Consider the following 14,432-nt stretch of genomic DNA (forward strand, 5'->3'; position numbering starts at 1 on the left):
ACACTCCGGGGGTCACCTCAGTCCGAGCCATACCCGACGCTTGCTGGCACCCCGCCCTGGACCAGAACGGAACTCTGCGTGACGGCGCCGAGGTCGCCGAGCTCACCGGCATGGTCGACCTGACCGGCTACCCGGCCGACACCCGCATCATCGTGCGCCGAGAGCGCCCGCACCCCGGAGCCCAGCTCTCCCTGTTCGATCAGGACGAGGGCCTGCGCCATCAGGTCTTCCTCACCGACACCCCGTCCTGCGGTGGCGGTCCCGCCCAGTTCCTGGAGGCCCGTCACCGCGGGCATGCCACCGTCGAGGACCACATCCGATGCGGCAAGACCACCGGCTTCGGCCGCTTCCCCTCCCGGGACTTCGCCATCAACGCCGTCTGGCTCGAACTCAGCCTCGCGGCGATCGACCTGCTGGCCTGGACCCGCGTCCTGCTGCTGAACGGCGAACTGGCCACTGCCGAACCGAAAAAGCTCCGCTACCGACTGCTGCACGTCGCCGCCCGCCTCACCCGCGGCGGCCGACGCCTCCGCCTGCGGATATCGGCGACCTGGCCCTGGAGAAACGAACTCGCCGACGCTTTCCATCGCCTTGCCGCACTGCCCCGACCAGCCGGCTGACCGACAACCCCTGCCCGCCCACGACCCGAAGGACCCTGGAGAACCCGACCACCGCGCCGGGCCTCCGCCATGCCTACACAGCCAAATCACCTCGCCCACCCGGCGGCTAACGATCAGCGACGACTCATCACCCCAACCGAAACGGCGAGGCTAGATGGGAGGTGCGTGACTGTTGCCAGACCTCATGACGCGTTGTCCGAACGGCAGGGCCAGTCAGGCAAGTTGCGCCCGTGCCAGTGGAGCCAGTTGATAGCGCTTTCGAGACATTCGCTGCTAAACCGGTGGTCAGCTGATCAATGGGGGCAGAGGATTCGTGCTGCTGCCGATCTTCCGTGAAGAACGCGAAGTGGAGCAGCTAAAGGGGAGGGAACACCATGCTTAAGAAGACTGCGGCTGTGGCCGTGTCGCTCGCCAGCATCTTGGCTCTCAGCGCTGGAACGGCTGCTGCCTTCGGCTCCAAGAGCACCACGCTATCCAACGGCGTGCTGACCATCACGGCGGACGACGGCTGCTCCGTCAGCGGAAACTGCACGCTGTACTACTCCGCGACCACGTACAAGAAGACTGGTGGCGGTACCGTTTCCATCGAGCTCGCAATGAACACATCGGATGCCCTCTACAAGGCTGCCGCTGTGAACATTTCGTCTGGACAGACCAAGACGCATAGCTGGGGCGGGAAGGCGAAGTCCCAGGTCTCGGACTGTGACATCACCGGTTACATGGTGGCGTCCACCGGCAGTTACTACACCCCTCCCGTCGACGTCTGCTAGTTCCGCTGATCCGGGGCTGGGCAATTCCATTGCCCGGCCCCGGGCCGTTCTTGAGGTCACGCTGTGATTGAAGCCTCCATCGGCGCCGTCCCCGGCCTGATTATCTCTTTCCTTGTTCTGGCTGCGATCACCGCGATCCCCGCAGCCCTCATCTGCAGGGCCCGCGGCAGACCGGCTCTCCTGCCGGCTCTGGCCGTGGTGGCGACCGCGGGAATCGTGACGGTCACCCTGCTTCCCAGCAGCGCCGGCATTTCGAGCGGGCAGTGCGACGCTGGCATGCCGCAGCACGTGCTCACCTCATCCAGCGCCCTGCTCAACATCGCCTTGTTCGTTCCGGCTACGGCTCTTGCCGCTATGGCCTCCCGGCGGCCGGTGACCATCGCCACGGCGTTCGTGGCGTTCAGCGCCTGCATCGAGTTCCTGCAGTCGGTGCTTCCTCTCGGCCGCGCCTGCAGTGTCACCGACATGACAGCCAACTCGATGGGCTCCCTGATCGGCACCGCCCTCGGCGTCCTCGGCATGAAGCTGGGCAAGCGGCCCATCCAGCGGCTCAAACGTGATGCGGTCTGGGGCGTCAGCATCGCCGCGGTTTCCGCGGCGATCCTCGCGGGGTCGTTCCAGACGCAGGTTCGGGCGGTCGACGCCGTGGCGATCGAGGACAGGAACAGAGCGTACGGCGACGGCCTCGACGGTTCGGATGAGTGGATCCTCGACGCGGCGGTCGGCGTTTTCGGCAAGGGGACGCAGGTCACGGAGACTTCCGCCGAGAAGAGTGGACAGCATTCCCTGATCACCGCCGTGACCAACCGGGGCCCCATCTCCGGGTGGTGGCCCGACCGGACGCTGGTCCAGGCATGGGCGACGGACAACCAGGGCGACGAAGGAAAACTCTCCGAGGCCCAAGCCGGGGAAGTCGCCCACTCCTATGCCCACAAATGGTTTCCCGACAGCGTCAAGGACAGCACGAAGAAGACTCGGCAGGTCGGTGAGGACCACGCACAGGCCGTCTATGCCGTGACCTACCGGCGCTACGTCCACGACGTGATGATGCCGATGCGCCTCGACATCACCGTCACCAAAACGGGCCGCATCATGGGCTTCACCTCCAAGCCCGTCAAGGACCCCGTACTGCCACCGACAGCAATCACCGAAAAAGACGCCATGAGACTCGTGGAAGAAGAAGTCGGCGCGAAGCCAACAAGCACGAAGCTACTCGCTCAGCAAGTAGGAGGGAAGTGGCGGCCGGTCTGGCTGGTCGGCGTGAACGGAGGCGACGCCTTCATCGACGCTGCCACGGGACAGAAGACTCAACCCGATAGGTGAGTCACCCTGCCAGATCCGGGTTCAGGGACGAGTACCGCCTCGGCTGATTCCTCACACGGATCCGTAACGCCGCACGTTCCTGCCCTGCTCCGCCGGTGCGCAGCGGTCACTCACCGCGGTGGCTGCACCCTGGGTGCTGGCCGGAGCGAGGTCGTTGGTGTCGGCGTGGACGCGTGCCCGGATGCCGGGCTGTCCGGGAGTCCGCTGCCCGGTGGGGACGCCGGATGTCGCCCACTGTTCCTGAAGGGCGGTCATCACCGTGTTCGGGGTGGTTTCGTCGGGTGCGGTGATGTCCAGGACGACGAGGCCGGGTTCGGATAGGTGCCGTTCGTGGATCGGGTGCATGTTGTCACCGACGCTCCTGTCTGCTGGGGCGGTTCGGGGGAGTGCGCGGTCCTGCCCGGACGGGGAAGGCGGAGGGCCTGTTGCCTGTCCTGTTCACATGAGTCACGCCCGTCTCGGGTTCCGGGAGTTCATCGCCGCTGTCGGCCGCCGGGTGACTCGGTGCGGAAGGGGGCGGGGGCGTGTCAGTGTCCTGCGTTACGGTCGTTGCGTCCCGCTCCGAGAGACGCGCGTTCCCGCCCGGCCTCCAAGAGGGGCCGGGCAGGAACGGGTTGCCCGCTCCCCGGTTGTTCTGGCACGGGAGCGGGCTCTTCCGGATGGAAGGCCGACACCAAGGTGTCCTGCTTCCATTGGCGGGGGTCGCCGGGGGGATTGCAAGGAAAACCCGGAACTTCACCCCTCGCGCTGACGGCATGCCGTACAGGTGCGCCGGAGCGGTCGTCCCCGCGCATCGGCTGACGCTCCATGAAGCCTAATGTTCCGTGATTCCTTGATCACGTGGCGTAGCCGTGCGGTGTCGGTCCATCCTGTCCTCACCTTCAACAGCGGCGTGGCACCCGCTCGTTGAAGCATCCCCTTTTCCGACGTGGTCTTCCGGATGGCTGCGGCACGACCGAAAGGAGTGTGATGGACACCAGGAGGACAGTGATCACGGCAATGCTGGTCACGGCGGTGGTGTTCGGCTGGAGCACGGTGATGGCGGTGACGGGCCATACGGCGGTGCTCGCCTCGCTGGCCCCCGTCCTGGGACTGACGGTCCAGCAGGTCGCCCGCGCGTTCCGCACGCCGGCCGCACCGGCCTCGGGACACCGCGCGGCCCCGGTGCCCGACACCAAGGACGGTGCCCTGTGACGAAACCCTCCGAGCGGGCATCAGCCTTCGGACCGGTACCCGCCCCCAGAGCGGCACCGGTCCGCCCCGGCCGCAAGCTCGGCCCGGTCGTCCGCGGTGTGAGCAGCTCGCACCGGGCCTGGCTGGAGCCGGTCCGCGACACGTACCTCGACAGCGGACAGACCCTCGCCGACCTCAGCTACCGGGTACTGCTCGCCAAGTCCAAACTCTCCGAACTGCTGCGCGGCGTCGGGCTCTATCCCCGGTGGGAAGTCGTCCACCGCCTCTCCGCCGAGCTGGACATGCCCAACTGGCCCCTGTACCGCTTGTGGAAACAGGCCGTTCTGGACGCGGGCAAGCCCCGGGAATGGATCGAACGGTCCACGGAGAATTCCGCCCCCGGCCCCGCAACCGACCGGTACCGGCCGCCCCTGGAACACGGCGCCCTGCGCGAGATGGTCGAGGACGACTACCGCTTCTACGCCCAGGTCTTCCTCTCCGATAAGTCCCGCGACGCCGCCGTGAAGGACACCTTCGCCATCCTCTGGCTCCACTGGAACACCGCCCTGTGCAGCCCGGACATCCGCTTCTTCGCCTGGTCCATCCTGCGCACCACCGTCATGGCCCGGGCCACCTACCGCGACGGCCGCCCCGAGCTGGAGACCGCCGTGTTCGACACCGTCGCACTGCGCAACCACACCTCCCCGGCCGACGGCGCGGCACAGCTGGCCGAAAGCCTGGAACTGTTCAAGGCGATCAGCCGGCTCCCCGCAGCACAGCTCGACGTCATGGTGCTGCTCCATCTGTGCGGCTTCACCGCCGAGAAGGCGTCCGGTCTTCTCGGTGTTCCGCTGGCCACTGTCCGGGCCGACGAGCGTCGGGCCGGACGGTATCTGGAGAGCGTCGTCAGTCTGCCGCCCGAGACCGAAGGACCCACCGCATGACACCGCTCGAAGAGATCCTGTCCCGGGCGCTGCTGGTACGGGAGCGTGCCGTGCCCCGCGACGTCGTTCCGAGCAGAGAGGCGCAGCGCCGCGCACCTCGTCCCGAAGCCGCGGGCCACGGAGTCGTCACGCCGTCGAACGCGGCGGCCGAGGACCTGCGCGCGCTGTGCGAGACACTCGTCGTCCACACCCCCGCCGAAGCCATGGCGGACTTCGTCACCGACCAGGTGCCCGAACCGCGCAGCGCGCTGGTTCTGGCCTGTGTCCTGCAGCTGACCGATACCGGTGACGGGGCCCGATTCTGGTGGCAGTACGCCGCCGGCGCCGGGCAGCCGGCGGCCGCGTACTGCCTCTACCTCCACCACCTTGCCCTGGGGGAGGAGGAAGCGGCCCGGTGGTGGCACGACCAGGCCGATGACGTTGAACCGCCCTCCGGCAACCGCACCCCCGCCCGTCCGGACCGGCTCGACACCGCGTCGACCACGACGATGCTGCGGATCCTTCGCCGTCTCGCCAAGAACACTGCCCGCCGTCCGCGCCCGGCCGTCGTCACCGAGCTCATGACGTACATGCCCACCGCGGTCGCGGTCGGATACCTCCGCGAGCCGGACATGGAACTGCCCCTGCCCGGACCCGGCTTCGCCACCACCGTCCGGGAACTCCTCGTCGCGGTCGCGGACCGCCCCGACACATCAGGCCAGTCCCCGGCCCGAACTGACGGAGCCTCCCTCAGGCGCCGCGACACCGACACCGTCCGTACGGCACGGACAGACCGCTCACCCCAGCTGGGAGAAACCGCGAAGCGCTGAACCCATTCGCGCGGTGCGAGATCCGGCCCGGTACCGCGCGGATGACCGGGCCCGCCAGCTCCGCCCCCGCAGGCAGCACGGCACACGCGGGGGCGAGCGGGACCGCTCCGGCTGGGCCAGCGGCACACCCCTGAACGGCCCCGGGCCGACTCGCCCACCGAACCGGTGCGGGGCACGCTGGGAGGCGTGACCAGCGCACCGATCGTCGTGCACCGGCCCTCCCGTGCGGGCGGTCGGAGAGTCACCGTGCACAGCCACGGCCTCGACGAGGTCCTCGGTACCGCCTACAGCGACCACGACCTGGTCGTGTTCCTCGAGGGCGCCGGCGTCGCCGAACCCGAGGCCATCCTGGACGACCCGCATTGGGTGGAGTGGCGCGGCGGCCCCGCCCACCAGTTCAGGGCCACTTGACGTCCGCGACACGAGGTCGGACAGGAAGGTCCTGCCCGATCCCGCAGGTCAGTCGATCAGGCTATGCAGCCCTACCGTGCAGCCCCCAGCAGCGATGACACCGGCGAGCACTGCCATGGGGGTGGGACGCGATCAAGTGATCACCACGGAACGTGACAACGACCCGTCAGCGGCGATGTCACACCCACTCACACCCGGCTTCGCGAGCCGTGTCGCACCGGTGTCCTTCTCCTCGTACATGGTGTGGATCTTTCGAATGGGGGTGAGACGCGAAAGGGGCACGGTGCGCGGAAGGGCAGCAGGGGACGGCCAGGGCGGGGATCCTGCTGTCTTCACCCCGACAAAAGAGGAGAAACAGCAGATGCTGACCAGAGTGCGTGCTGGCCTTGCCGGGCTCGTGGTTGCGGGAGCTTTGCTGGTGCCAGTGGGCGCCGCGCCCGATGCGGTCGCTGCTTCCTGTGCGCCCCACACCACTGGTGTATGCGGGGCTAACAACCCGCACCCGGCTGGGGCTACCGCGCTGTGCAAGGACGGCACCTACAGCTACAGCAAAAGCTTCCGCGGCACGTGCAGCCGTCACGAGGGCGTGCGGTACTGGTACCGGTAAACAGCTGACGATCGGCGTTCACGCCGTATGTGTTCCGTACCGAATCCACGTGGCAGGCCATCGGCTCGTCGGTCATGCTCATCGGCACCGTCGGCTTCATCGCCGGGCTGATCCGGGCTGAGTTGCTGATCCGCTTGCTGAACCGGCGAACCAGCAGTGACGTCCCCGAGTCCTGATGGCTCTGCGTCACGTGGTCCGCCCCAGCTGCGGCACGCTGTGAGCCGTCCCGTTCCGCTCGGCTCGTGCACGTCGTAGGGCAGCGGCCTCGGTGGCCGCAGCCTGACGACGGCGCTGGGCGCGGACCGCCTCGATCGGGGACGGCGCATCGTCCAGCACCGTCTCCGGAGCGGGGAACGCCTTGGCAGTGAGCGCGCGCATCGAACGGGTCTGCCGCTCAATGATCAGAGTGTCCACGAGCAAGGGGAAACGCCCGAAGGCTGTGGGCACTCGGTCCGTAAGCGGTTCGTGCGGGGCGGGGAGTGCCTGTCGGCGGCAAGGCCCGACTGAAGGCCGCGAAGCTGGGGCGTTCCCGGGGCGGGCTGACGTCCAAGATCCATCTTGCGGTCGAGCGTCGCTGCCGACCGCTGTCGATCACCTCACCCCCGGACAGCCCGCAGTTCATTCCGGTCCTGCGCAAGATCAGGGTGCGTGGTCCGGTCGGCCGGCCCCGCTCTCGGCCCGACGCTGTCGCCGGGGACAAGGCGTACTCCTCCCGAGCCAACCGCGCTCACCTGCGCAAACGGAAGATCAAGGCGGTGATCCCGGAGAAGGCCGACCAGGCGGCCAACCGCCAGAAAAAGGGATCGGCCGGAGGCTGCCCGGTCGGCCACGACGCCACGCTCTACAAAGACTGCAACACCGTGGAGCGCGCCATCAACAGGTTCAGGAGTGGCGGGGGCTGGCTACCCGTTACGACACGACACCCGAAAGCTACGAAGCCGGACTGCACCTACGCGGCGCAATCATCTGGCTCCGCAGCCTCCCGGCGACCCCATGATCCCGACTCAGAACAGGCCCTAGCAGGGAACGAAGCCGCCCGGGGCGGAACATCAAACCTGGTGCCGGAGTTCAGGGGTGGGGGTGGTCGGCAAGCCATTGTTGAAGTTCGCGGTGGCGGAACTGGTAGCCGGGCCCGCTGTAGCGAAGGAGACCGGCGGTGACGGTCCAGTCGAGGAAGATGCCGAGGCGGAAGGGCAGCTTGCCGCGTGAGCACAGCAGGAACACCCCGTACCTCCGCGCCGCGCCAGCGAACCCGCTCGCGAGCCCGACCACAAGTCCAACCATGCACGCGGCCGTGAATCCGGCTAGGAGTCCGGCCGTGAGTCCGGCTGGGAGTCCGGCCGTGCGTCCGATCAGGAGTCCGGCCGTGAGCCCGACTAGGAGTCCGGCCGTGAGTCCGGCCAGGGGCCCGACCAGAAGTCCGTAGACCATGTCGTCGCGGATAATTTCCCGAGGGTTGGCCACGGTGGTTGGCTCCCCTTTGAGCCCGCGCATGAATCCACCCGCGAGCCCGCCGACAAGCGCGAGCGCGAGCGCGAGCCAGAGCCCGAACCAGACCCCGAGCCAGACCCCGAGCCCGAGGTTGACCACAAGCCCAACCGTGAACCAGCCCCTGAACCAGGCCTTGAATCCGTCTGCGAACCCACCTGCCAGCCCGCCCATGAATCCGCCGATAAGACCGGTCTCGATGCTTAGCGCCATTACGGCCGCGTCCGTGATGGCGTCCGTGATGGCGTCCGCGATGCCGATGCTGTCTGGGATGCCGATGCTGTTCGTGATGACGTCCGTGATGGCAATCGTGAAGCCGACGGTGAACCAGGTCTTGAATCCGGCCCAGAACCTGGCTGTGAACCCGCCCTGGAGTGTTCCCCGGGTAATGCGGAATCGGTTGGGCCGGAGTGTCGGGCGGAATGCGATGATGCCGGTGAACGCAGTGAACGCGACGAAGAGGATGACCGGAAATTTGTAGTTCCCAAGAACCGGGCTAGCGAAAAACCAAACAAAGCCGGTCTCGGCGAGGGCGAAGGAAAAGGCGTAGGCAGAGTCGGAGGCGAAGACGGTGGCGAGGTAGCAGGCGGGAGCGAGGGTGAGGGTGGTGAGGAGGAGGTCGGCGATACGGACGCGGGTGGTGCCGGCGAGGGTCCAGAGGTGGTGGAGGGTGATGTCGGTGGCCGGGGCGTTTGTAGTGGTGCCGGTGAGGTGGCCGGTGAGGTGGTGGAGCCAGCGGTGGACGTCGTCGGGCTGGTAGTGGTGGGGGTTGGGGGTGTTGGCAACAGCGGAGGGGAGGTAGCGGGCCAGGAGGTGCTGGTCGAGGTCGTGCCCGTCGGGGTGGTGGAGGAGTTCTGAGGGGTTGCCGTCGCGGTGGTAGACGGTGGCGGTCAGACACAGCCGCCAGGGCGTGGACAGGGTGGTGGCGAGTGGGCCGGCGGGCTGGGTGTCGAGGTGGTCGATCAGGGGCTGCCAGCGGGGTGCGTCACGGGCCCGGTCACGGAGGTAGGCGACAGCATGACGGGTGTCGATGGGGGCGATGGCGATGCGGGCGGCGTCGATCAGCCGGGACACGGGGGCGAATGCGTCGTAGTGCCCGGTGCGGCAAGTCAGGACGAGAGGCCCTGCCTCCAGACCGTCCTGGTAGGCATTGAGCGCCTCCAGAGCCGCGCGGGCGCGGGGCGCCTCGGGGTCGGGGGTGCCGTCCGTACGCAGGGGGTCCATCTCGTCCAGCCCGTCCAGGACCGGCAGCACCATCCCGTGAGCGACCAGTCCGGCAGCCATCCCGGTGGGCCATTTATAGGCCTCGACCAGACGCTGCACCAGCAGGGTGGTCAGGGGCTGGGTAGTGTCCCACTGGGCCAGCGGGATCCGGACTGGGACGGGATCGCCCTCGCCGCGGTGTTTGATGAGGGCGAGCATGAGTTCCAGGGCCAGGACAGTCTTGCCTGCCCCGGGAGCACCGGTGACGACCAGACGCCGGGGCTGGGTGGAGCGGTAGTACTCCAGGACATCGGGCAGGGTAGCGGGCCCGTCATCGAATGTACGCCCGGCCGGCGGAGCTGTCGCGACCCGTGCGGTCGCGGAATGCAGAACATAGGTGAGATTGATGCGCCGGGTGTCGGCACCGAGCAACTGCGACCGTACCCGGCTCTCGCTCTCCCGGACCTGCCGGGCGAGCTTTCCGGCACGGCTACGCGCGAGCTCAACACCATTGTCCTCGGCCGACTTACGCAGCGCCACGACAGCGATCACCAGACCGATCACACCGATCGGAACACCGAGGAGGGTCGCAGTATCGGGAGGCTCGTGCTTTTCGTCGGCGATGATGGCCCATACGGCGAAAGCCACACTCGCCACGACCATCACCGCACAAACAGCGCGCACAGCCTGCCACTTACGCCGATCACGGCGCTCCCCTAATACGAGCATCCCCCGATCATGCCGCCTCGCTGGGCACATCGTGACCCGTTCGGCTCGCTTCGTGAACGCCACCCACGCCCCTGGCCGCAGCTACTCAACCTGCCGACGCTACCGCGCTATGGCCCCGCGATGGACGCCTACCCGCAGCGCTGGAGCGCACTGCCCGCTGCGTCCAGAACCGTGCCCATCTCGTGCGGGCACCCTGCACGCGGCTGGACCGCTTCACGGAGCCCTTCCCACCGCCACGTAGCCCGCAGGGGAGCAGCCCAGGATCTACAACGCACTCCAGTGCGATGCCACGGCGTCCAGGCCCACGACATCAAACTGGAGTGCGTGTAGGCCCTGGGACGCGGTACCGCTGGCCCGGGTCAGCGGAAGACCCGTTCGACGTCGGCTGACCTGGCTGCGTAGGTGAGAACTGGCTCTGGTCCACTTCTTGTGGTGCGTTCACGCTCGGTGATGTGGCTGAGACTGCGTCGGTTCGGTTGACGCTGAGATCTATGCTCGGACACATGATCGAGACTGAGCGGTTGCTCCTGCGACCTCTTCGTGTGTCTGACCTCGACGTTTTCGTCGAGCTTCATGCTGACCCGCTGGTCAACCGCTTCGTCGGAGCCTTCTCGCGTCAACAGGCGCTGGAACGGCTCACTGGGATCGAGCGGCAGTGGGATGAACGAGGTCATGGTCTGTGCGCCATTGAGCTCAAGTCGAGCGGCGCATTCGTCGGTCGAAGCGGTCTGCAGTACTGGGAACAGTTCGATGAAGTGGAACTGGGTTGGACCCTCCGAGCGGATCACTGGGGGCACGGGTATGCGACCGAGGCCGCTCAATCGTGCCTGGACTGGGGTTTTGCCACGCTTGAAAACGACTACTTCACGGCTCTCATGCGGCCGGGCAACGAGGCATCGGTGAAGGTGGCCGAGCGTCTGGGGTTCTCGCCGCGTCGCGAGGACCAGCTGCAGGGCAGCCCAGTCACGGTGTATGCCCTGGATCGCCCAGCCAGTCTGCCCTCTCGTTGATCCTCCGCATGAGTCACGAGAGCAGGACTCTCTTCCTCAACAGGGCGAATCCTGCGCGGCCGAAAATCTGACGCTTGAGCATCTTGATCCGGTTGACATGGCCCTCAACGACACCCGAGTTCCACGGTTGTGTGAGGCCGGCGGTGACGGCGTCGAGGTCGCGTTCGAGGTGCTGAGCGAACCGGCGGAGACTGGGCAGCTCGGTGCTGGTGGCCGCTTCGATCCATGTCGGCAGCTGGTCGCCTTGCAGGTGGGTGAGCATGTGGGCGAAGGAGCGGACATGCTCAGCGAGTGCTGCCACCTCAGGGCAGTTGGCCAGGACGGCCTTGAGCTGGAGCCGGTCGCCCTCGGCCAGGGCGTCGGGGTGGGTGAGGATCCAGCGGGCGACGGCGCGGGCCGAAGGCGGCCGAGGTCCGACCGGTTGGTCTGACTGTAACCACGGACTTCGACCCGCCATTGCCCGTGATCAGGAATGCCGGGTTACGTCGTTTTCCCGACCGCTTATGACCATGCGTCATGCCCTCTGCCGGACACGGTGCCGACAGCACGAGACCCCGGGGGATGATGCCCGGGGTCTCTCTGTGCAGTGCCGTTCGTCCGGTTCAACGACCGGCCGCAGCTGGTGTCACGCCCATTCCATCCCGAGCTCGGCGAGGGCCTGGCGTTGTTCGGGGGTGAGCTGGTGGCGTCGGGTTTTGGTGTTGCTGATGAATACGCCGAGTTTCACGACGTGCTTCTGGCCGTCGACCTCGACGGGTTCTTCGTGTTTCCTCGGGACGGGCCGTTCGTGTCCTTCGCGCTGGAGGTACTGCGCAAGGGCCGCGACTCCCCGCCGGAACGGCGCCGACAAACCGCCCGCCCCCTTCGCCACGCGTGTTGTCACCGGGGCGGGTTCCGGCTCGTCCGGTGTCACGCCGAGCCTGCCGAGGCGTTCCTGCTGCTCATCGCTCAGCTGCGCCCAGGTGTGCGCCTTCCGCTGCTGCGCCAGCCATTTCCCCAGGTCGTCGCCTTCGAAGAGGACACCGGGCTGGATGTCGGGGAGGTTTCCGCTGGCCTCGGTGTCGGCAAGATCAGCGAGGACCCGGTGGTGCCGTTGCCAGTCGAGTGGCCACAAACAGTTCCAGTCTTCATCGATGGCGGCCAGCTGCATGGCGCGTGTCCCGGCCCGTTCCGGGTCTTTGCCCAGGCCGTCCTTCCTCCGCAGGTTGGCCATGAGCTGCCCGATCGCTACCAGTTCGTCGTCCGCCTCGCCCCACACGGCGTCCTGCCGCGGCGCCAGATGCCCGTGGGCCCGGTGGAAAGACCGCAGCGCGGCGAGCTTCGCTTCCCACGCCTCGTCGCCGGGCTCCCAGACCATGCTCTCCTGGTCGAGGAGTTCCTTGCGGTGGTCGTCGAGCTCACCGGCGCGCAGCGCACGCCGCTGCTGGTGGACCCACCGGCCGAGGGGGAACCGGGTGACGCCGACTTCGGTCTCGGTGTCGTACGGCACCGCGTACAGCCCCGCAATCTCGTGCTCTTCCCTCCACCGTCGCAGTGCCTGGTATCCGTCGAGCCACACCAGTGACTCCGGCCGGAACACCCGGGTCCGGAGAAACGCCGCGATCGTCGCCGGGTCACGCGGCGTCGAGAAGTGCAGCAGCGCCGACTCGACCACGGCCTCCGTGCCGTCCTCCAGGGCGACGGCCTCACCCTCGCCCTCGGCCGGGATGATCCGCCCGTCCTCGTCCCGCTGAATGTGCACCGGCCGTTCCCGGCTGCTCCGTGTCAGGGCACGGGAGGCGAGTTGCTCGACCAGGCGCTCATCATGAGAGCGGAGGCCCTGAAGGAGGGCTACAAGGGGTGCAAATGAGGCGGAGGCGACCATGTCGGTGGGGTCCTCACCAGGCTGCAGGAACACTGGGACGATGATCCTGGCGACCTTCGTCGTCCCGTCCGGGTTCGGGCGCAGCGCACGTCCGATGTTCTGGACGATCTCGACCTGCGACCCGCGGGTGTCCGCGAAGCAGACGGCTTCGACGCCGCGTTCGCCGACGATGTCGACGCCTTCCCCGAGGATGCGTACGGAGGCGAGGAATGCCCGGTGCACGCGGCGGTCCTCCGCATCGATCCCGTTGGCGAACTGGCGGAGGACTTCGCGCCGCTCGCTCACGAGGTGGTCGCCGCACAGCCAGTTCGCCCAGACCCGGTCCGGCGGGACATGCCGGTACGGTTCCAGGTCGTAGAGCTCCGCCTTGATCGAGGACGTCGGCAGCTTGGCGGCGTCCTTGAGGAACCGGTCGGACGCCTCGGTCGCGTAGAGCTCGGCGGCGGTCTCGGGCAGCTTCTCCGCGAAGACTCGGGCCTCCTCGACCCGCTGGTGGAACGTCAGCACGGTGCGCAGATTGTGGGCGGCCGCGTGCTCCAGGAGCGCGGTCTGCAAAAGGGCGAGGCGCCGGCCGCGCAGCGCTTCCTCGGACAGGCCGAGGACTGGTTCGGGGTCGCGGATCTCGATCACGTCGATCTCAAAGCCCGCGAGTACGCCCCGTTCGACGCTCTCCGAGAGCCCCAGCTCGAAAATCCACTCGCCGTAAGGGCCAACCGGATCGCTGCTCATGCTCGCGATCTCCAGTTCCTTACCGTCCTTGCCCTTCTGCGGCCGCGGCGAGGCCAGGATCCGCGGGGTGGCGGTGAGGTACAGGCGGAAGTCAGCCGGGATGCGGGCGTTGTCGTGGATCGCTGCCCACGGACGGCCAAGGTCACCGGCTGTGGAGTGCGCTTCGTCGATGATGGCAAGGTCGAAGCCGCTCATGGACTGCCCGTACAGCCGCTCACCACCCGCGAGAGCGGCCTCCAGCGGCCCCCGCACCCTCTCCTGACCCACCGGGGCATCGACATCCTCCCGGTCCACGAGGGAGGCGTACGTGGCGAACACCACCACCGGCCCGCGCCCGGCCCACAACGCCAACTGGATCGGGTTCGTGGTCGTGTTCACCCCGAGCGCCTCCAGGACGTCGTCCTTCTCCAGCGAACACACCGCGACCATCGGCCCGTTGTGGCCGACCCTGCGCCAGACGAGGGCGGTCTGCACGAGGAGGTCCAGGGTGGGGATCATGACGAGGATCCGGCCGTCCCGGAAGTTGTCCAGGGCGGCCCACGCGGCGGTGATGGTCTTGCCGGACCCGGTGGCCGACACGACCGTGGCGCGGGCACCGCTCTCCGAGACGGCCGTTCTTGCAGGGAACCCCACCCACTTGCGGATGCGCGCGTTCGCATCCACCTGGTGTTCCCGAAGCTGAATAGCGGCCATTCCTTGACGTCCCTTTCTAGAAGTTGTGCGGCGCGAACGGCGGAACGGCGAGGACGCCC

Annotated in this window: 13 protein-coding genes and 2 pseudogenes; 10 read left to right on the forward strand and 5 right to left on the reverse strand. The window is 67.6% G+C overall.

Annotated features, from left to right (window positions below; translation table 11 throughout):
- Window positions 1-44: 44 nt before the first annotated feature.
- The 3 genes and pseudogenes from OHA98_RS19955 to OHA98_RS19965 all read left to right on the forward strand — a co-directional run.
- A pseudogene (locus tag OHA98_RS19955) lies at window positions 45-620 on the forward strand (transposase); the annotation flags it as partial.
- Between the two features lie 374 nt (window positions 621-994).
- The gene (locus OHA98_RS19960; protein WP_266927586.1) at window positions 995-1,390 is read left to right on the forward strand and encodes a hypothetical protein; all 396 of its coding nucleotides are present in this window, start codon (window positions 995-997) and stop codon (window positions 1,388-1,390) included.
- Between the two features lie 63 nt (window positions 1,391-1,453).
- A complete protein-coding gene (locus OHA98_RS19965) occupies window positions 1,454-2,713 on the forward strand; it encodes a VanZ family protein (RefSeq protein WP_266927587.1) in 1,260 nt (419 codons plus the stop codon).
- A gap of 51 nt (window positions 2,714-2,764) precedes the next feature.
- Here the strand turns inward: OHA98_RS19965 and OHA98_RS19970 are convergent, their stop codons facing one another.
- Complete coding sequence (locus OHA98_RS19970) at window positions 2,765-3,058, reverse strand: DUF6207 family protein (RefSeq protein WP_266927588.1); 294 nt, start codon at window positions 3,056-3,058, stop codon at window positions 2,765-2,767.
- 624 nt (window positions 3,059-3,682) lie between these two features.
- On the opposite strand from OHA98_RS19970, the gene OHA98_RS19975 reads away from it, so the two are divergent.
- From OHA98_RS19975 to OHA98_RS19995, 5 genes are all read left to right on the forward strand, one after another.
- A complete protein-coding gene (locus tag OHA98_RS19975; RefSeq protein ID WP_266927589.1) occupies window positions 3,683-3,907 on the forward strand; it encodes a hypothetical protein in 225 nt (74 codons plus the stop codon).
- Window positions 3,904-4,830: a sigma-70 family RNA polymerase sigma factor gene (locus OHA98_RS19980; protein ID WP_266927590.1), complete on the forward strand. Its 927-nt coding sequence runs from the start codon at window positions 3,904-3,906 to the stop codon at window positions 4,828-4,830. Before OHA98_RS19975 ends, OHA98_RS19980 begins: the two co-directional genes overlap by 4 nt.
- Complete coding sequence (locus OHA98_RS19985) at window positions 4,827-5,639, forward strand: hypothetical protein (RefSeq protein WP_266927591.1); 813 nt, start codon at window positions 4,827-4,829, stop codon at window positions 5,637-5,639. Before OHA98_RS19980 ends, OHA98_RS19985 begins: the two co-directional genes overlap by 4 nt.
- 186 nt (window positions 5,640-5,825) lie before the next feature.
- Window positions 5,826-6,050, forward strand: a complete 225-nt coding sequence (locus OHA98_RS19990; RefSeq protein ID WP_266927592.1) for a hypothetical protein — start codon at window positions 5,826-5,828, stop codon at window positions 6,048-6,050.
- A 361-nt stretch (window positions 6,051-6,411) separates the two neighbouring features.
- Complete coding sequence (locus OHA98_RS19995; protein ID WP_266927963.1) at window positions 6,412-6,657, forward strand: DUF3761 domain-containing protein; 246 nt, start codon at window positions 6,412-6,414, stop codon at window positions 6,655-6,657.
- A 186-nt stretch (window positions 6,658-6,843) separates the two neighbouring features.
- Here OHA98_RS19995 and OHA98_RS20000 read toward each other — a convergent pair whose 3' ends face one another.
- Window positions 6,844-7,071: a hypothetical protein gene (locus OHA98_RS20000; protein ID WP_323179594.1), complete on the reverse strand. Its 228-nt coding sequence runs from the start codon at window positions 7,069-7,071 to the stop codon at window positions 6,844-6,846.
- A gap of 80 nt (window positions 7,072-7,151) precedes the next feature.
- Between OHA98_RS20000 and OHA98_RS20005 the strand changes: the two are divergent.
- Window positions 7,152-7,654: pseudogene (locus tag OHA98_RS20005) on the forward strand (IS5 family transposase); the annotation flags it as partial.
- 71 nt (window positions 7,655-7,725) lie between these two features.
- On the opposite strand, the gene OHA98_RS20010 reads toward OHA98_RS20005, so the two are convergent.
- Window positions 7,726-10,005, reverse strand: coding sequence for an NACHT domain-containing NTPase (locus tag OHA98_RS20010; RefSeq protein ID WP_266927593.1), 2,280 nt, complete (start codon window positions 10,003-10,005; stop codon window positions 7,726-7,728).
- 575 nt (window positions 10,006-10,580) lie between these two features.
- On the opposite strand from OHA98_RS20010, the gene OHA98_RS20015 reads away from it, so the two are divergent.
- Window positions 10,581-11,087, forward strand: a complete 507-nt coding sequence (locus tag OHA98_RS20015) for a GNAT family N-acetyltransferase (protein WP_266927594.1) — start codon at window positions 10,581-10,583, stop codon at window positions 11,085-11,087.
- A gap of 13 nt (window positions 11,088-11,100) precedes the next feature.
- Here OHA98_RS20015 and OHA98_RS20020 read toward each other — a convergent pair whose 3' ends face one another.
- Together OHA98_RS20020 and OHA98_RS20025 are read right to left on the reverse strand one after the other, a co-directional pair.
- Window positions 11,101-11,544 carry a transposase gene (locus tag OHA98_RS20020; protein ID WP_266927595.1) on the reverse strand — a complete coding sequence of 148 codons (444 nt, stop codon included), beginning with the start codon at window positions 11,542-11,544 and terminating at the stop codon, window positions 11,101-11,103.
- A 168-nt stretch (window positions 11,545-11,712) separates the two neighbouring features.
- Window positions 11,713-14,373 (reverse strand): DEAD/DEAH box helicase, encoded by a 2,661-nt coding sequence (locus OHA98_RS20025; RefSeq protein WP_266927596.1) that lies wholly within the window; start codon window positions 14,371-14,373, stop codon window positions 11,713-11,715.
- Window positions 14,374-14,432 lie beyond the last annotated feature (59 nt).

The organism is Streptomyces sp. NBC_00654 (assembly GCF_026341775.1).
Lineage (GTDB): Bacteria > Actinomycetota > Actinomycetes > Streptomycetales > Streptomycetaceae > Streptomyces.